Origin of the sequence: Winogradskyella poriferorum, from assembly GCF_036553625.1 — a bacterium.
In the GTDB taxonomy this organism is placed as follows: domain Bacteria; phylum Bacteroidota; class Bacteroidia; order Flavobacteriales; family Flavobacteriaceae; genus Winogradskyella; species Winogradskyella poriferorum.
Map to the genome: position 1 here is coordinate 136,733 of NZ_JAZHOU010000002.1, position 15,874 is coordinate 152,606.

20 protein-coding genes are annotated in these 15,874 nt (G+C 32.0%); 7 read left to right on the forward strand and 13 right to left on the reverse strand.

Annotated elements, in window-relative coordinates; translation table 11 throughout:
• Positions 1-16 precede the first annotated feature (16 nt).
• Both V1468_RS06740 and V1468_RS06745 read left to right on the forward strand, forming a co-directional pair.
• Positions 17-1,354, forward strand: coding sequence for a hypothetical protein (locus tag V1468_RS06740; RefSeq protein WP_331809473.1), 1,338 nt, complete (start codon positions 17-19; stop codon positions 1,352-1,354).
• A 66-nt stretch (positions 1,355-1,420) separates the two neighbouring features.
• Positions 1,421-2,017 (forward strand): YceI family protein, encoded by a 597-nt coding sequence (locus V1468_RS06745; RefSeq protein ID WP_331809474.1) that lies wholly within the window; start codon positions 1,421-1,423, stop codon positions 2,015-2,017.
• Positions 2,018-2,025: 8 nt separating this feature from the next.
• Here the strand turns inward: V1468_RS06745 and V1468_RS06750 are convergent, their stop codons facing one another.
• The 6 genes from V1468_RS06750 to V1468_RS06775 form a co-directional block, all read right to left on the reverse strand.
• Positions 2,026-2,856, reverse strand: a complete 831-nt coding sequence (locus tag V1468_RS06750; RefSeq protein ID WP_331809475.1) for a GIN domain-containing protein — start codon at positions 2,854-2,856, stop codon at positions 2,026-2,028.
• A 183-nt stretch (positions 2,857-3,039) separates the two neighbouring features.
• Positions 3,040-3,768 carry a head GIN domain-containing protein gene (locus V1468_RS06755; RefSeq protein WP_331809476.1) on the reverse strand — a complete coding sequence of 243 codons (729 nt, stop codon included), beginning with the start codon at positions 3,766-3,768 and terminating at the stop codon, positions 3,040-3,042.
• Positions 3,769-3,800: 32 nt separating this feature from the next.
• A complete protein-coding gene (locus tag V1468_RS06760; protein ID WP_331809477.1) occupies positions 3,801-4,076 on the reverse strand; it encodes a hypothetical protein in 276 nt (91 codons plus the stop codon).
• A 334-nt stretch (positions 4,077-4,410) separates the two neighbouring features.
• Complete coding sequence (locus V1468_RS06765) at positions 4,411-6,189, reverse strand: PspC domain-containing protein (RefSeq protein ID WP_331809478.1); 1,779 nt, start codon at positions 6,187-6,189, stop codon at positions 4,411-4,413.
• Positions 6,186-6,527 (reverse strand): PadR family transcriptional regulator, encoded by a 342-nt coding sequence (locus V1468_RS06770; RefSeq protein WP_076620721.1) that lies wholly within the window; start codon positions 6,525-6,527, stop codon positions 6,186-6,188. Before V1468_RS06770 ends, V1468_RS06765 begins: the two co-directional genes overlap by 4 nt.
• Before the next feature lie 85 nt (positions 6,528-6,612).
• A complete protein-coding gene (locus V1468_RS06775) occupies positions 6,613-7,059 on the reverse strand; it encodes a DUF4870 domain-containing protein (RefSeq protein ID WP_331809479.1) in 447 nt (148 codons plus the stop codon).
• A gap of 349 nt (positions 7,060-7,408) precedes the next feature.
• On the opposite strand from V1468_RS06775, the gene V1468_RS06780 reads away from it, so the two are divergent.
• From V1468_RS06780 to V1468_RS06790, 3 genes are all read left to right on the forward strand, one after another.
• The gene (locus tag V1468_RS06780; protein WP_331809480.1) at positions 7,409-7,864 is read left to right on the forward strand and encodes a DUF4442 domain-containing protein; all 456 of its coding nucleotides are present in this window, start codon (positions 7,409-7,411) and stop codon (positions 7,862-7,864) included.
• A 94-nt stretch (positions 7,865-7,958) separates the two neighbouring features.
• Complete coding sequence (locus V1468_RS06785; protein WP_320556515.1) at positions 7,959-8,786, forward strand: TIGR00266 family protein; 828 nt, start codon at positions 7,959-7,961, stop codon at positions 8,784-8,786.
• Between the two features lie 222 nt (positions 8,787-9,008).
• Positions 9,009-9,206 (forward strand): hypothetical protein, encoded by a 198-nt coding sequence (locus V1468_RS06790; protein WP_243471359.1) that lies wholly within the window; start codon positions 9,009-9,011, stop codon positions 9,204-9,206.
• A 27-nt stretch (positions 9,207-9,233) separates the two neighbouring features.
• Here the strand turns inward: V1468_RS06790 and V1468_RS06795 are convergent, their stop codons facing one another.
• Positions 9,234-10,172 carry a LysR substrate-binding domain-containing protein gene (locus V1468_RS06795; protein WP_331809481.1) on the reverse strand — a complete coding sequence of 313 codons (939 nt, stop codon included), beginning with the start codon at positions 10,170-10,172 and terminating at the stop codon, positions 9,234-9,236.
• Positions 10,173-10,277: 105 nt separating this feature from the next.
• Here V1468_RS06795 and V1468_RS06800 point away from each other — a divergent pair, with 105 nt between their 5' ends.
• Positions 10,278-10,757 carry a Dps family protein gene (locus V1468_RS06800; RefSeq protein ID WP_331809482.1) on the forward strand — a complete coding sequence of 160 codons (480 nt, stop codon included), beginning with the start codon at positions 10,278-10,280 and terminating at the stop codon, positions 10,755-10,757.
• Between the two features lie 81 nt (positions 10,758-10,838).
• On the opposite strand, the gene V1468_RS06805 is transcribed toward V1468_RS06800, so the two are convergent.
• Complete coding sequence (locus V1468_RS06805; protein ID WP_331809483.1) at positions 10,839-11,255, reverse strand: DUF2141 domain-containing protein; 417 nt, start codon at positions 11,253-11,255, stop codon at positions 10,839-10,841.
• Between the two features lie 220 nt (positions 11,256-11,475).
• On the opposite strand from V1468_RS06805, the gene V1468_RS06810 reads away from it, so the two are divergent.
• The gene (locus V1468_RS06810) at positions 11,476-12,105 is read left to right on the forward strand and encodes a trimeric intracellular cation channel family protein (protein WP_331809484.1); all 630 of its coding nucleotides are present in this window, start codon (positions 11,476-11,478) and stop codon (positions 12,103-12,105) included.
• Positions 12,106-12,168: 63 nt separating this feature from the next.
• On the opposite strand, the gene V1468_RS06815 is transcribed toward V1468_RS06810, so the two are convergent.
• The 5 genes from V1468_RS06815 to V1468_RS06835 form a co-directional block, all read right to left on the reverse strand.
• On the reverse strand, positions 12,169-13,047 hold the full coding sequence (locus V1468_RS06815; protein ID WP_331809485.1) for a T9SS type A sorting domain-containing protein: 879 nt from the start codon (positions 13,045-13,047) through the stop codon (positions 12,169-12,171).
• A gap of 205 nt (positions 13,048-13,252) precedes the next feature.
• Positions 13,253-13,744 carry a VOC family protein gene (locus V1468_RS06820; RefSeq protein ID WP_331809486.1) on the reverse strand — a complete coding sequence of 164 codons (492 nt, stop codon included), beginning with the start codon at positions 13,742-13,744 and terminating at the stop codon, positions 13,253-13,255.
• A gap of 43 nt (positions 13,745-13,787) precedes the next feature.
• The gene (locus V1468_RS06825; RefSeq protein ID WP_331809487.1) at positions 13,788-14,411 is read right to left on the reverse strand and encodes a hypothetical protein; all 624 of its coding nucleotides are present in this window, start codon (positions 14,409-14,411) and stop codon (positions 13,788-13,790) included.
• A 65-nt stretch (positions 14,412-14,476) separates the two neighbouring features.
• Positions 14,477-15,142: a hypothetical protein gene (locus V1468_RS06830; RefSeq protein WP_331809488.1), complete on the reverse strand. Its 666-nt coding sequence runs from the start codon at positions 15,140-15,142 to the stop codon at positions 14,477-14,479.
• A 156-nt stretch (positions 15,143-15,298) separates the two neighbouring features.
• Positions 15,299-15,805, reverse strand: coding sequence for a DUF6896 domain-containing protein (locus V1468_RS06835; protein WP_331809489.1), 507 nt, complete (start codon positions 15,803-15,805; stop codon positions 15,299-15,301).
• Positions 15,806-15,874 lie beyond the last annotated feature (69 nt).

Here is a 15,874-nt window from a genome sequence, read left to right on the forward strand (position 1 = left end):
TAAAAAAATAGTAACCATGAAATCAATTTTAAAATATGCAAGTTTTATTCTTGTGCTAACATTTGCGAGTACTCTATTTGCACAAGAGAAAAGTAAAAGAGACTTAGATAATTACAGACAACCAGACAAAAGAGGTATTAATGTTTTTGAAGCACCAAAAGATACTGTTTCTACTTTTGAGGATATAAGAGTAAGAATAGGTGGCTCATCAACATTACAATTCCAAGCTTTGGACCATGAAAATGGTGTAGACCAAGCTTTAATTGATGGTGGAACAGTACAACCTTTACAAGATATAGGAAGTAACTTTAATTTAGCTACTGCAAACCTTGATTTAGATGTAGCTTTAGCAAAAGGTGTGAGAATGCATTTAAGAACTTATCTATCTTCACGTCATCACCCAGAACCTTATGTAAAAGGTGGATATTTCCAAATAGACAATTTAGATTTCATTTCTCCAGGCTTATTGGAAAACTTTATGAAATATACTACTATTAAAGTTGGGCATATGGAAAATAACTATGGTGATGCACACTTTAGAAGAACTGATAATGCACAAGCCATTTATAATCCATTTGTAGGAAACTTAATCATGGATTCATTTACCACTGAAGTAGGAGCTGAGATTTATTATCAACGAAACGGTTTTCTTGGTATGATAGGTTTTTCTAATGGAAAATTAAATCAAGATGTTGAAATAAACAATGGTAGTAATACAGGTGGAGCAGCTTTTATAGCTAAAGTAGGTTATGATAAACAGCTAAATGATGATTTACGTTTTAGATTAACAGGTTCTTTGTACAACACAGGGTATGCACCAAGCGTTTATTTATATACTGCTGATAGAGCAGGATCTAGATATTACTCAGTTATGACAACACCAACTTATTTTGATTGGCGAACTCAGTCAATGCAAAATACAACAGCCACAAATACATTTAGAACAGGACGATTTGACCCAGGATTTAGAAATAGAATTACAGCTATTATGGTTAATCCATTTGTTAAGTATGGTGGACTGGAATTCTTTGGAACTTTAGAATTCGCTAATGGTGGAGCTTCAACTGAGACAGATGACCGTAGTACAACTCAGTTAGCAGGTGAAGTAATCTATCGTTTTGGTAGCGCAGAAAACTTCTACATAGGTGGTCGTTACAATACTGTTAGTTCAGAACAGTCATTTGGTGATGCAGATATTGATAGAGTGCAACTATCTGCAGGTTATTTCTTAACAAAGAATATATTGGCTAAAGTTGAGTATGTATCTCAAAGTTATGATGGTTACCCAGATGATGATGTTCTTTATGATGGTAAATTCAATGGGTTAATGGTGGAAGCCGTGATAAGTTTCTAAAACTAAATAATTAATTTTAGGTCTTTAGTTTGTTAAAGCAAGCTAAAGACCTTAATTTTAAAAAAGATGATTAGATCAATTTCAATAGTCGTTTTATTTTTTTTAAGCTTAATATTCTGTGCTTTTACAGCAAGTGATGATGAAGTTAAAGAGGCTACTATAAATTTTTCTTCCGATAGTTATTTAAAAATCAAAGGTAAAACAAATGTAAACACCTTTAATTGTGCATTTAACATTGATGCGTTTTCAGATGCAATTAAGGTAAACTTTAAAGAGTATGATAGCTCTATTAAGTTTAGCAAAGCCATGTTAAGACTTTCTAATATCGAATTTGATTGTGGTGGAAAAGCTATAAACAAAGACTTTAATAAATTACTTAATACAGAAGAACATCCACAAATAGTTTTGAATTTAAAAGAGATTACAAAAATTGAAGAAGATGTAAATTCTATGACAGCAACTGTAGAAATTACAATTTGTAAAATTTCTAAAACTTATAAAATTCCTGTTTCTGTAGACCATGAAAAAGGATTGTATGTAAGTGGACTGATGCCTATAAATATTAATGATTTTAACCTAAAGGCACCAAAAAAAATGTTAGGAATGATAAAAGTCTCACCTAGAATACAAATAGAGTTCTCTCTAAAGATAACTGAAGTCTAGGCATAAAATTATCGCTTTTTCTTTTGAAGTTTTGCAGTATCCTCAAACTTGGTAATGGTAATTGCAGGACTTCCAAATAGGTAAATTTCAGTATCTCCCGATGCGTTAATAGTAATATTATCTATAGTACTTATTGTTAAATCGCTATTACCTTCTAAGGTGGCATCTACGGTTGTTACATCAAATTTAGGACTGTTAAAATTAGTAGAATTATCTAATCTAATTACAGAATTATTGGCAGCGCCTTCAATAACAGCATCGGCACGTTGATACAAATCAAAATCTGCTACTTTACTGTTTATTAAGGCATCTAACTTACTATTATCACTCAGTTCAATTTTTGTTGAATCTGCAGTAAGATTTAATCGAGTCTTAGATTTACCTGTACTTTTATAATCAAAATTGTTCGCTTTAATATTTAAGTAGGCTCTAGAATTATCACTGGTAATCAAACTAGCGTCACCTAGTTCCATAGAAGTTAAAGATCGTATTTCTCCATCACCTTTAATCTCTATATTTTGAAGTGCATCTCCATAATTTACAGTAATATTCAATCGCTTTTTTGATGTAATTCGCATTGTCTGTGCAAAAGACAGTACTCCATCTACAACTTCAAACTGAATAACATCATGTAAGTTGTCATCTGTTTCTACATTTACTGATGGTTTACTGTTGTATACAATCTCTATAGAAAAATCACCATTAACAACGATGGTGTGAAAGTCGTCAATGTAGGTCTGTTTTATGGTAACATTTCTATCACCTTTAATTTTCTCTTGGGCATTAATTGTAGGCATTAAAGCCAACATTAAGGCCAGAATAAGTAAAGCTTTTTTCATTTTTAATCTTTATTTCGCTATTAGTGAGACACAATTCAGGGAAAATGTCACTTTCATAGCTGTTAAACAAAGATATACAAAAACCGCCCCAAACTCTATAAAGAATTTAAAACGGTTTTCAATTGATTGGTTTTTAGTGTTTTATACTGCTTAAATATACTGATTTTTAGTGTGTAAATACTCTTAATTAGATCTTACGCTTCCAGAAGAGCTGTCAGATTTTTCAATTCTCTCCGGATTGCCAGAATACCTAATGTCTCCACCACTGGTTGCTCTTGCTGTAAGTTCTTTTGAAGTATTTACAGAAATGTCAGCTCCACTAGTGGCTTTTACTTTAGATGTTTCTGCTTTAAGTTCAGAGGCTTTTATATCACTTCCACTAGTAGCTTCTGCTATTAATAATTTGGTTGAACCACTAAGTCTAATATCGCTACCACTTGTTGAGTGGCAATTTAAGGTTTCTGTTTTTACATCTAAGGTCATATCAGCACCACTTGTACAATTAAGTTCTAAATCGTCAGATATAATTGTGTTTGTTGAATATACATCACTTCCGCTTGTGGCTTTAATGGCAGAAATATTGGTAACGTTTAGATTGATTTTTCTCGATGCTGCTTGTCTTATATTTTCCTTGGTGTAAATGCGAAGTGTTCCGTTTTCAACTTCAGTCATAATTAGTTCGTGAAGATTTTCGTCGGCTTCAACACTTAGTGACACTTCATTACTTTGCGTGATGTACAGGTCTAGACCTTGGCTCACTTTAATAGATTCAAAGTCATTAGAGATAGAACGCTCTTGAGAAACAACGATTCTGTTTCCGTCTATTCCAGGCCCAAAATTCATTGAAAAATTACAGGATAGCATTACAATACCTAAAATGCTAGTGATTACTACTCTTACTAATGTGCTCATGATTTTTGTTTTTTGATTGATGTTTTTATTGTTTAGTTTTTTGTTTCTTCTTTTGAAACATGATTATAACTTATAACACGCTTTAGTTTCCACTCTTCATTTTCTAAAATCCATAAATGTGAAAACAAAGCATAGTTGTCTGTTTTTTCATAAGTCATGTCTTTATCTGTAGAGAAAAAGTGTTTTCCGTTTTGTAGAGCGCCATAGAGTTTACCGTTGTTATACATAGGGAAAACTTCTAAGCTTTCCTCAACTAAAAACCGATAGACTTTTTCGGAATTGTTATCACTACAAATTCCGTTTTTCATGATTGAAACAAATTCGTCTTTTGAATTTGTAACTCCTGCTTTATCATGATAAAACTCTAAGTCATCATAGATTATTTCTGCACTCTTTTCAACTTCACATTTATTAAATCCTATATCAAATAGGATACTGTCTTGTTATTTGAGTGTTTTAAAAAGATCTGAATTTTTGTCCACCTGAGCTGCTGCAATACCAGAAACCAGAAGGAATCCGATACTGCTCAGCAAAAGTGATTTGATTGATTGGTTCATTTTTTGATTGATGATTACAGAACAAAAGTCTGTGTTATTTTGATTGATTTAAACTTATTATTACCGAACTGTCGTTTTCTCGGTATCAATTGTCATTGACCTCTAAGTCAACACCATCTTCGTCTATTTTTTCAGTAATAATAGATTTCTCTTCTTTAGACGACTGTTTTGGTTTTGAGGTTACAGTATCTTCTGTGTCTGCTTCTTTTGTGCAGTCTAGACATTCTACACTGTCTTTTTTTATTCTGTAATGTTTCCCAAATTCAATATCACTTAAAATATTAGTGCCATATCTTGAATAACTATATCTCCAAGATCTTGAGAAGCTTTTATCAGTATATAGTACGGTTCCCTCCGGTAGATAGATAATAACTCTTACTTCTTGTTCACTAAATTTATTCTCAATATCTGTTTTTAAATATTTGTCTAGCACAAGTCTGTTACCATCTAATCTATAGCCATAATTAATGTTTTCTGCACGCTTTTTGGCCCTGTTGTAGTCGCCTCCAGTGGCTTCCTTTTCAATAGTAATTGAAGCTACAGAATCTGTTGTTGATTTTACGATATATCTAACGTTATTTGAGACTAGGCTTCGTCCTTCATCATTCTCTATAATATTAAACTCATTATTGTGATGGTAACGATAGCTGCTGTATTCGTCAAACTCAGAATTACTTAAATTTATAGTATCACTGGCTTTAATGGTCAATTCATTTTTGGTAACAACCTTTGCATCAAAAGTATGCTCAGTGAGTTGTTTTATTATTAAAATGACTATTCCGATAATAGTAATTAACCAAACTCCGAGTAGTGTAAACTTAGCAACATTACCTATAGATTTTAAGTTGTTTACCAATATCTTTAAACCTAAATAAAAGATAAAGACAAACGGTATACCAACAGCAAAGAATACAAGTGTAGACATGAGCCATATTGGTGTATTTGCTGCATTTGCTACATAAAGTAAATCAATACCAGGTAAATGAATTGCATCAGTAATACCTACTGTAAATAAAGCTACAATCAATGTAATTAATGCTCCTATACCAGTAATTATTAACACAATGCCAATGAACTTGGCCATTATTTTTAGGAAAAACATTATAATGTTCCCAATGGAATCAAAAAAGGTTTGCGAACTCGATTTTATCCGGTTGCCTTGCTTCTGAAAATCGACACTCTTTACAGTTTCTGAAATATTATCTGTAAGATCGTCTAATTCTTCTTTTAATTTTTCGCCATGTTTTTTAAAATCAACATTTTTTACGGTTTCTGAGACCGAATGAATGCTGTCTTTAATTTTTTTTTCAATGTTACTGATGTTCACAGGGTCACCAGTCATCATTAGCTTTTCAGCCGTAGTCCTGGCCTCTGGGACTAATGCCCAAAAGATAAGATAGATGAATATGAATGTGCCACCAGAACCTATAGCTAATAATAACCATATAAGTCGCATCCAGATAGATTCTATACCAAAGTAATGCCCTAAACCTGCAGCAACACCGCCAATGTATGAGTTATCTGTATCTCTAAATAGTTTTTTAGTAGGACCAGAGTTGTAAGATTTTTTTTGTTGAGGTTCGTCTTCAAAGATTTCGTCGTCTACCAAATAATCTTCTGGTTGTCCCATTATGGTAATCACTTCGTCCACAAGTTTAATGCCTACTACTTGTTTTTCATTTTGTATGCGCTCAGAGAACAACTCGGCAATACGAGCTTCGATATCTGCTATAATTTCTGAACGACCTTGAGAGTCTGTAAATGAACGTTTTATAGCCTCAAGATAGCGCGATAACTTAAGATATGCATCTTCATCTATGTGGAAGAATATACCTGCTAAATTTATATTGACTGTTTTATTCATTTTTTTGTAGTTTTTGTACTGGTTACTAGGTTTACTGCATTTTGTAATTCACTCCAAGTCGTGTTTAATTCGTTTAGAAACAACTTGCCTGTTTCTGTAAGACCATAATATTTTCTTGGTGGTCCAGATGTGGATTCTTCCCAACGATAGTTAAGCAATCCAGCATTTTTCAATCTTGTTAATAGTGGATATATAGTTCCTTCTACAACAAGCATTTTTGCGTCTTTTAGTGTTGCCAGAATCTCTGCAACGTAGGCATCTTCATCTTTTAAGATGGATAAGATGCAATACTCCAGAACACCTTTACGCATTTGTGCTTTTGTGTTTTCTATCTTCATGTGATGAGGTTCTTAAATTTGATTAAACTGTTCATTTTTTGATTGATTATTGATGACCCTTCGACTTCGCTCAGGGCAAGTGATTTTATTTTAAAAAATTGATAGTCAATGGATATTTGTATTCTAGACCATCTCTTGCAGATAAACTTGCCTTAACAATAAGTGCTAACTCAACGATAAAACCGATAATAGCTAAAGCACCAAGTCCGCCACCAATATATAGTAGAGGCGAAGGTTCACCTAAACTGATATGAAAATCATGGAATCCATGAAAATCGATGACATCTAATCTTCTAAAAAATTTAAAGATGAAAAACGGAACACTAATAGTGCCTATAATTATGGCATAGAGCAAAACACTAATTTGAAAGTTAATAGCTTGCTTTCCATGTTTGTCAACAAACTCTGATTTATCTTTATTAGCAGCCCAGAGTAATACTGGTCCAATAAAGTTTCCAAACGGAATTATAAATCTTGAAAATGTTGAAAGATGTATAAATGTGGCTAAATTTTTATGATGATTGTCTACCATTTTAAAAAGTATATAATAGTTTCTTATACAAATATATGTCTAAAAGAAGGTATTATGTTACGCATAGTACTTAAAATTAACATTTTTTTAACAATAAATGCTAATTTATTTTTGGCTAATTTTGAAGAAATTAAAGTTTATGGATTACAGAAATCATTATAAGTCAATAGTGTTCTTTCTTTTCTTTCTATTTATAGTTTTCGTACCTGTAGATAAACTAAACATGACTGGAAATTTTGTTAACATGAAGCCTTATATGGTTTTTGCTGGCTTAATCATTTGTGCATTGTTTTTTCTCCAAGAATTAAAAAAGAACAAATAATAGTACATCAATTTCACTAATTAATATATGAATATATCGCCTTCTAAACTCAATACCTTTTTAATGTTTAAACTACCTGCAGCATATTTTACAGGAGTAAGAACAAAATCTTTAGATGATACCACCTGTGTAGTCACCGTAAAACACCGTTGGATAAATCAAAATCCGTTTAATTCAATGTTTTGGGCAGTGCAAGGTATGGCTGCTGAGTTAACCACAGGTGCATTAGTAATGACAAAAATTAAAGGAAGTGGTAAAAAGATATCTATGTTAGTGGCCAATAATAACGCTACGTTTACAAAAAAGGCTACAGGAAGAATTACCTTTACATGTAAGGAAGGTCATAAAATAGACGATGCTATTGCAAAAACTATTAAAACAGGTGAAGGGCAAACCGTTTGGCTTAGTGCTAATGGAATTAATTCAGATGGAGTAGAAGTATCTTCGTTTAATTTTGAGTGGACGCTAAAAGTGAAATCATAGTGTCATTGCGACCACAGTGAAACAATCTCATTAAAATGTAACAAAATGTTATTTTAAACAACATATAACTGTCAACCAAAAACAAAAAAACATTATGGAAAGATTACCAGATTTTACAGACAGAAATGCTCACGAAATAGATTACCGTATCTATGGAGAAGAAATGCAATATGTAGAAATAGAATTAGATCCACAGGAAGCAGTTATCGCTGAATCAGGAAGTTTTATGATGATGGATGATGGTATTAAAATGGATACCATTTTTGGTGATGGCTCACAAAAAGACAAAGGTTTTTTAGGTAAAATATTAGGAGCAGGAAAACGAATCCTTACAGGCGAAAGCTTATTTATGACTGCGTTTTACAACGACCTGACAGGAAAGCGCAATGTATCATTTGCATCACCATACCCAGGAAAAATTATACCAATAGACTTAACAGAGTATAGAGGGAAGTTCATTTGCCAAAAGGATGCTTTTCTATGTGCTGCTAAGGGAGTAAGTGTTGGTATTGAGTTTTCAAAAAAGCTTGGTAGAGGTTTATTTGGTGGCGAAGGTTTTATAATGCAAAAGCTTGAAGGAGATGGTATGGCATTTGTGCATGCTGGTGGTACTATGGCAGAAAAGACTTTACAACCAGGTGAAACCTTACGCGTAGATACAGGCTGTATTGTCGGTTTTACACAAGATGTCGACTACGATATTGAGTTTGTAGGAGGTATTAAGAATTCTATTTTTGGAGGTGAAGGCCTGTTCTTTGCCAAACTAACAGGACCAGGAAAAGTATACATACAGTCCTTACCATTTAGCAGATTGGCAGATAGAGTTATTGCATCTGCACCAAAAGCAGGTGGAAAAAGTAGAGGAGAAGGAAGTATTCTTGGAGGTTTAGGTGATTTGTTAGATGGTGATAATCGGTTTTAGAGAATTTAATTTTCGTAAAATCAAAAGGTTACGTCGTAAGAAATCTCTTTGAATAATTTCAGCCTTCAACGAGTAATTTCAACTTTTAACATAATAAGCTGTTAAACTTTTAGAGTTTGATTTTTGTAAATGTGATTTTTTTCTATATTAGAGATTGAATTGAAACAATAGCCTATAGAGAAAAACTACTTTTTTGTTGAACTTAAAAACTTAAAATTACCAATGGCGAGAGCAATGTTTGAGTACACCAAGACTGTACTTAAAAAGGTTAGTTTTGATGCGACATTATTCTGTAAGGAAGTGGAAAAAGCAGTAAAGAGATTACTGCCTCACGAATTAGAAGAATTAAGAATATTTATTCAGTCCCTAATCAATCAAAACCCAGATTTAAATCAATGTTTAATTTATTTAAAAGCATAAAAAAAAGCGACTCACGAGTCGCTTTTTTTATTTTGCTAATGGGCTTATAATTTCAACATTGCTAAAGGCAATAGCACCTCTAATTACAGATGAAATTAAATCGTGCATAGCATTAATAATTTGCATTTTTAATTCACTCTTATGGTAAATTAAGCTTACCTCTCTTGCAGGCGAAGGCTCAACAAAATGTTTTAAATTGCTATAGTACTTATCGCTAATATCTTGTGTGTGTAAATACGGTAGAAGTGTCATTCCCATGCCTTCATTAGACAACTTTATTAAAGTTTCTATGCTACCACTTTCTAATTGAAAGTGCTCATCATCCTGATTTTTAAAAGCTTTGCACAGATTAAGAACACCTTCTCTAAAACAATGACCATCTTCTAGCAATAGCATGTCCTCGATTTCAAGATCAGAAACTTCTAATTTTTTCTTATCTCTTAATCTATGATTTGTAGGAACATAAGCTACAAAAGGTTCATAATATAAAGGACGCTCCTTAATATTATCACTTTCTAGTGGAGTTGCAGCAATAGCCGCATCGATGTGGCCATCGTTAATTCTGGTAATAATTTCTTCTGTAGTAAGCTCCTCTATTTTAAGCTTTACTTTAGGATATTTTTTAATGAAATTGTTTAAAAACATTGGTAAAAGTGTTGGCATAATAGTAGGTATTATACCAAGTCTAAATTCGCCACCAATAAACCCTTTTTGCTGATCTACAATATCTTGAATACGCTCTGCCTCATTAACAATATTTCGGGCTTGAAACACTATTTTTCTACCAACTTCGGTCAGTTCGATAGGTTTTTTACCTCTATCAAAAATAACGACGTCTAATTCGTCTTCAAGTTTCTGAATCTGAGTACTAAGTGTAGGTTGCGTAACAAAGCATTTTTCTGCTGCTTTTGTAAAATTCTTGTGCTCTGCTATAGCTAGAGCATATTTAAGTTGTGTAATGGTCATAACTATTTATTTAGACTATAAAAATATAAAAACTATTTATAAAATCTATAGTAATTATAGTTTTGTTTAATGGTAAATTTGAATAAACATTAAAACCACGATAAAATGACATTAAATAGTATAGGTTTAGATACCCAAAAGACAAAAGCAGTAGCTAAAGATTTAAATCAATTATTAGCTAATTTTCAGTTGTATTATCAAAATTTAAGAGGTATTCATTGGAATATACAGGGTAGAGCATTTTTTAACTTACACGAAAAGTTTGAAGAGCTTTACACAGATGCTAACACTAAGGTAGATGAAATAGCTGAACGTATTTTAACCTTAGGGGAAACACCGTTACATACGTTTGAAGATTACACTAAAGCAGCTAAGGTGCCAGTTGGTAAAAACATATCTATAGATGAGAAAGCTGTAAACCTTATCGTAGATTCTCTTACAGAATTATTAAAAATAGAGCGTAGCATTCTTGAAGCAGCAGGTGATGCTAATGATGAAGGAACTGTAGCTATGATGAGCGACTTTATCACAGAACAAGAAAAAACAGTTTGGATGATGAAGGCTTGGTTAGGTGAAACAGTATAGCTTGAAAAACTTAAGTGATAAAAAAAAGACTGCGATAAGCAGTCTTTTTTTTGATTGATTGATGATAAGAATAACTTTTGCCTAAAATCTAATGTTGAGGTCTAAGTCTTCGTTAGCTACTTTAAATTTAGCATCTTCATACTGAGGAGGTCCCATTACCATCACATTATTAGACATTCCAAAAGACTCTTTTGGCATACCATTGTCCTCATAATCCATACGTTTGTTATCATTTTCGTCGTGTAATGCTAAAATAGCATACTCGCCTGGTAGTACATTTTCAAATGTAATAGTCACTTTTCCATTTTCAATTGTGGTTTCAGCATCTTTTATGCCTTTTCCTTTCATAAAAGTTTCTGAAGTGTGAAGCGACATTAATACTTTTCCTTTGTCATTAGTTACATTATCTACTGTTACTGTAATTGTGATGCCTTCATCCTGAGCGAAACTAAATAATGTTGAGAAGGCTAATACTAAGGTTAAAACTAAATTCTTCATGTTGTATTTGATTAATGGTTATTTGTTCGTTTTTTGATGATTCAAATATCTAACATTACTTAAAGATAATATAATTGTTATTACCGAACTGTAATTTTAAGAAGATGAATTGTTTATTTGTGGAGTTATCTTTTTCTTTTTACGATTTTGAATCGTAGGTTTTTAGATGTTTAGAATTAAATTTAATTTCGCAGTAATCACATAAGATAAACTGCTGTAGATGTTTTTTCAGACTTTAGATATATTAGGAACCATAGCCTTCGCCATTTCTGGTGTATTAGTGGCCATGAATAAACGTATGGATCCGTTTGGTGTTCTAATTATTGCTTTTGTAACAGCTGTTGGTGGTGGTACACTACGAGATATTATGATAGGTGTAGAGCCTGTATCTTGGATGCGAAATATGACTTTTGTCTATGTAATTATCGGTTCTGCTATTTTTGCTGTAATTTTTAGAAACTACCTAAAACACCTTCGACGCTCTTTGTTTTTGTTTGATACCATTGGCATTGGGCTTTATACCGTAGTTGGTATTGAGACTGGTTTGGTTGCAGGCTTACACCCAATAATTTGTATAGCATTAGGTACGATGACTGCTTGTTTTGGTGGTGTAACCAGAGATATTTTATGCAATGAAATTCCTGTGATTTTTAGAAAAGAAATTTACGCTACAGCTTGTATACTGGGAGGTTTAAGTTATTTTATAATGCGACTATTTTTAGATGACGAAAACTATCTTTTTATTATAGCAGGTTTGGTTGTAATAGTCATTAGATTAATAGCAGTACGTTTTAAAGTGAGTTTACCGAGTTTATATAAAAACGAAGCACTCAACGAAGACCAAAACTAATGGTTAAAAAAAATGCGGAAAATCTTAATTGAATTTCCGCATATGCTTAAAATATAAGTGCTTTTATTTTTTAATAAATTTTAGTGTCTTAGAACTGCCAATGGTTAATAGGTAGATACCATTTGCAAAATCGTGAGTGCTAATTTTTTCGTTATTCGAAATATTACCTGACGCTACTTTAGTACCTAAAATATTATGTATTACATAAGTTTTCTCTTCCTTAAGCCCATTAATTTGAATATAATTTGTAGTTGGGTTTGGTAATACTGTAATGCTTTCATTGTCTTGAAAATCATCTATACCTAACACAGGCATTGAAAAATCTAATTCATCAATCATTAATAACGAAATTGAACTATTATCACCACCAGTAAAACGCACTTCATCAATATTATCCCAGTCCGAAGAAAATGTTAATACACCACCATTAGCGGCAGCAATAGCATCTTTAGTATAAGTTACAGAACCGCTAGAGTCGCTTACAGTAAAGTCTATATTATCTGAAGCTACAAGAACTCCATCTTTATATCCCGAAATTGTAGCAAGAAAAACATAGCCATTAGCTGAATTTTTTGCAGACATATCGGCTTCCATAGATTCAAGTTTAAACTCTGTTCCATCAGCACTTCCAAACCGATAATCAAAAGCACCAACATTAGGGCCATTTACGGTACCAGAATTATCTAAGTTGTATAATAGACCTAAATCTGAAGCGGTTGGAGTAATAATAAAGTCCGAACTTTCAGATAAAGATCCCATTTGACTGATGGCTGTAGGTGAAATTTGCTGAAATCTAATACCGTTAGTCGTATAATCTAGACCTCTAAAATTTGGATCCAGACCATCAAAGTTTTCATCATTTACTTGTGCAAATAGCGCAGTAGAGCTGAGAATTAATAATAAAAGAGCCGATTTAAGCTCACATAAGTAGGTTTTTTTCATTTTTTTGGTTTTGGTTTATAGTAACTTTAAAAAAAGACGACGCCATTGGGTTTTGTCGTTAATCCTTATTTGGGAGCAATATACTTATAGTTAGGAAAATAAAAATTGATTTTAAAAATCTTTTTACTTTTTTCAAAATTGAACAAATTATTTTCTAAAGGATTACGCTTTTCTTAAATAGAATGTAAAAGGTTGTTTATTGAGTTTACTTTTCAAGTTCAGAGAGTAAATCTCTGATGTTTAATGGTCTTGTGTACATGTCTAGTCCACCATTAGATTTTTGAGGCCAAAGTTCTTTTGGTCTATCCCAATAGAGTTCTACACCATTTCCATCAGGATCGTCTAAATAAATTGCTTCAGATACACCATGATCTGCGCTTCCTGTTATGGGATAGTTTTTTTGTATTAGTCTACCCACAATAAGCGCTAAGTCTTTTCTAGTAGGATAGACAATAGCTGTGTGAAACAAACCAACGCTTTTTGTTGCTGCTTTGGGTGCATTTTTAGAATACCACGTATTAAGACCAATATGATGATGGTAACCACCAGCCGAAATAAAAGCAGCATCCTCTCCATATTTCATAGTGAGTTCAAAGCCGAGAAGTTCACAATAAAAGTCTAGTGAGCGTTGTAGGTCTGAAACCTTAAGGTGTACGTGACCTATTCTGGTTTGGTTTGGGATTTTATAGTCTTGCATTGATTGGTAATTAGGGTTTAGTTAAACTGTGAAATAGAGGTTGTTATTTTCTAATCTTTGTGTATTCTTTTGAGTTCTCTATTGCTTTTTCGTAATCTTTTATAATTGATTTTAACTCTTCAATATCTGGCAATTCATTAGATTGATAATTATAAATCATAGGCTCAGTAACAAATAATTTCATAAGGATAAGTTGGTCGCTTAAATTTCTTTTTAAATCAGCAATTGAATCCATTTTTGTCTCATGGTTAGCTATTCTTTTGGTATAGCTTGTTTCGAGCTTATCAATAATAGCAAGAACTTCTATTCTTTTAATACTGTCATTTAATTTATTTGCATACGATTTCGCTGTATTCCAATAACGATTATTAATGTTAGTATACTTTAAATAAGCACTGGTTTTATCATAAAGACTATCGGAAGTTATTTCTTCTATCAGTTCATTTAATTTATCTAACTTTTCATTTTTACCTAAGGCTTCTCCATAAAGCTCTTCAAGTATGTTCTTGTCGTACCTTTTGCTTCTTAAAAAAGAGACTTCGCTTTTGGATTCATTAAGAACTTCAGGTGTATCATTTATATTATCAAGGTCTGATTCTTTTTTTTTGTAGTCTGAACAACCCATAAGTAGAATTGAAATGAGAACTAAAATTTTAGTGATTTTCATAATTGAATTTTATTGATAGGTGAGGATAAGTAATTATTTATAGTAAAGTTGTAGCTAGGTTTTAATTAGTGATTTCTTTGTTCCAAAATTATCCGGTTGTAACTCTTTTCCAATAATTCGGATAGTTTTAGATTCACCTCTTTTATTTTTAATAACATCTCATTATATAAAGAAATATTTTCTTCATTATGTTCGGGATGTGTTTCGTCAAATATGAAATAAAATATGCTCTCTATTTCTTTGTCTGATAACTTTTTCAGTTTCTCACAAGCAATTTTTGTATCGGATAAAAAACGTTCATAAATTTCAAAACCAGTTCTTAAATAATCAGCTCCATACTCACCTCCAATACATATATTAAAATACTTTTTGTAGTATGCATCTTTGTCATAATAGTCCATTGAGCTTAAATATTTAACCCAAGGATTTACAACATATAGTTTAGAAACAAAATCTTTTTTGTGTTTGTTTTTTTTCCATTCCAAGTTTCTTTTCCATGAGTCTATGTACATTGCATCACTCATCTCAGAATGACTATTTGGAAGTAATTCAAAAAAAAGTTTCTCTAATTCTTTCTTTTTTTCTCCTTCACTTTTGAGAAGTTTATTAAAATAAAGGTTAATCGAATTGACTCTAGATTCAGTTATACTTAATTCAGAAAAATCAATATCAGTTTGACTTGAACATAGATTGTAAATCAACAAAAAAAGAATCAAAAGTTTACTTTTCATAGAGTTTTTTTAAATAAGATGCATCGGTTTTGGCTATGATTCTGTTGTGTGTTAATTCGGCAGAATTTCGGTGTAGAAATCATAGGTTGAATAAAAGTAGTTAAAAATCGTGTAATTAACCAACAAACAATGGATTACAGTCGCTTTTGGAAGTGGTTATTTCCAAAATTTCCAGCGTAATTTCTTTAGGTTAATATTAGCGATTTGATCTTTTATAATTAAATCTTCGTCAAGATCCTTAATCCAGAAGTAATTGTGGGTTAAACCAACAGTTAAAGGGTTGTAAATAAGATTTTCCTTTTTTAGTTGTTCAAATTCGGCTTCAATTTGTTTTTCATTCAGAAATTTAGCGTATTTCTCAGGTTGACTTTTTGCAAAAGCAGTTAGTCTCAATAAATCAAAGCCATCATATCGTAATTCAGGTAAATAGGCGAAATCAAAATCAATTATTTTATCTGAAAAGTGAGCTGCAATGCCTATTCCATGACAAGCGTAAAACTTCAAACCTTCATCATGAATTTTTCCAGTTTGTTCATATTTTCCAGTGTGCCAGCCTTCTAGAATATTATCTACATTATATGCTCTTTTAAAAATCTCTACGACTTCTTTTGCTGAATTTTGAAAATCAGCAATTAGTTTATATATGGTTAATTCTTTGTTCATAGTAATTACTAACAATTATCCGCTAAACGCAGTTTAGCCATGAGAAAAAAGATACTAAAGAAGGAAGGT

Bases quoted from the DNA above. Each gene is read 5' to 3' on its own strand.
- V1468_RS06740 (WP_331809473.1), top strand. From the start codon at position 17: ATGAAATCAATTTTAAAATATGCAAGTTTTATTCTTGTGCTAACATTT.
- V1468_RS06745 (WP_331809474.1), top strand. From the start codon at position 1,421: ATGATTAGATCAATTTCAATAGTCGTTTTATTTTTTTTAAGCTTAATA.
- V1468_RS06750 (WP_331809475.1), bottom strand. From the start codon at position 2,856: ATGAAAAAAGCTTTACTTATTCTGGCCTTAATGTTGGCTTTAATGCCT.
- V1468_RS06755 (WP_331809476.1), bottom strand. From the start codon at position 3,768: ATGAGCACATTAGTAAGAGTAGTAATCACTAGCATTTTAGGTATTGTA.
- V1468_RS06760 (WP_331809477.1), bottom strand. From the start codon at position 4,076: ATGAAAAACGGAATTTGTAGTGATAACAATTCCGAAAAAGTCTATCGG.
- V1468_RS06765 (WP_331809478.1), bottom strand. From the start codon at position 6,189: ATGAATAAAACAGTCAATATAAATTTAGCAGGTATATTCTTCCACATA.
- V1468_RS06770 (WP_076620721.1), bottom strand. From the start codon at position 6,527: ATGAAGATAGAAAACACAAAAGCACAAATGCGTAAAGGTGTTCTGGAG.
- V1468_RS06775 (WP_331809479.1), bottom strand. From the start codon at position 7,059: ATGGTAGACAATCATCATAAAAATTTAGCCACATTTATACATCTTTCA.
- V1468_RS06780 (WP_331809480.1), top strand. From the start codon at position 7,409: ATGAATATATCGCCTTCTAAACTCAATACCTTTTTAATGTTTAAACTA.
- V1468_RS06785 (WP_320556515.1), top strand. From the start codon at position 7,959: ATGGAAAGATTACCAGATTTTACAGACAGAAATGCTCACGAAATAGAT.
- V1468_RS06790 (WP_243471359.1), top strand. From the start codon at position 9,009: ATGGCGAGAGCAATGTTTGAGTACACCAAGACTGTACTTAAAAAGGTT.
- V1468_RS06795 (WP_331809481.1), bottom strand. From the start codon at position 10,172: ATGACCATTACACAACTTAAATATGCTCTAGCTATAGCAGAGCACAAG.
- V1468_RS06800 (WP_331809482.1), top strand. From the start codon at position 10,278: ATGACATTAAATAGTATAGGTTTAGATACCCAAAAGACAAAAGCAGTA.
- V1468_RS06805 (WP_331809483.1), bottom strand. From the start codon at position 11,255: ATGAAGAATTTAGTTTTAACCTTAGTATTAGCCTTCTCAACATTATTT.
- V1468_RS06810 (WP_331809484.1), top strand. From the start codon at position 11,476: ATGTTTTTTCAGACTTTAGATATATTAGGAACCATAGCCTTCGCCATT.
- V1468_RS06815 (WP_331809485.1), bottom strand. From the start codon at position 13,047: ATGAAAAAAACCTACTTATGTGAGCTTAAATCGGCTCTTTTATTATTA.
- V1468_RS06820 (WP_331809486.1), bottom strand. From the start codon at position 13,744: ATGCAAGACTATAAAATCCCAAACCAAACCAGAATAGGTCACGTACAC.
- V1468_RS06825 (WP_331809487.1), bottom strand. From the start codon at position 14,411: ATGAAAATCACTAAAATTTTAGTTCTCATTTCAATTCTACTTATGGGT.
- V1468_RS06830 (WP_331809488.1), bottom strand. From the start codon at position 15,142: ATGAAAAGTAAACTTTTGATTCTTTTTTTGTTGATTTACAATCTATGT.
- V1468_RS06835 (WP_331809489.1), bottom strand. From the start codon at position 15,805: ATGAACAAAGAATTAACCATATATAAACTAATTGCTGATTTTCAAAAT.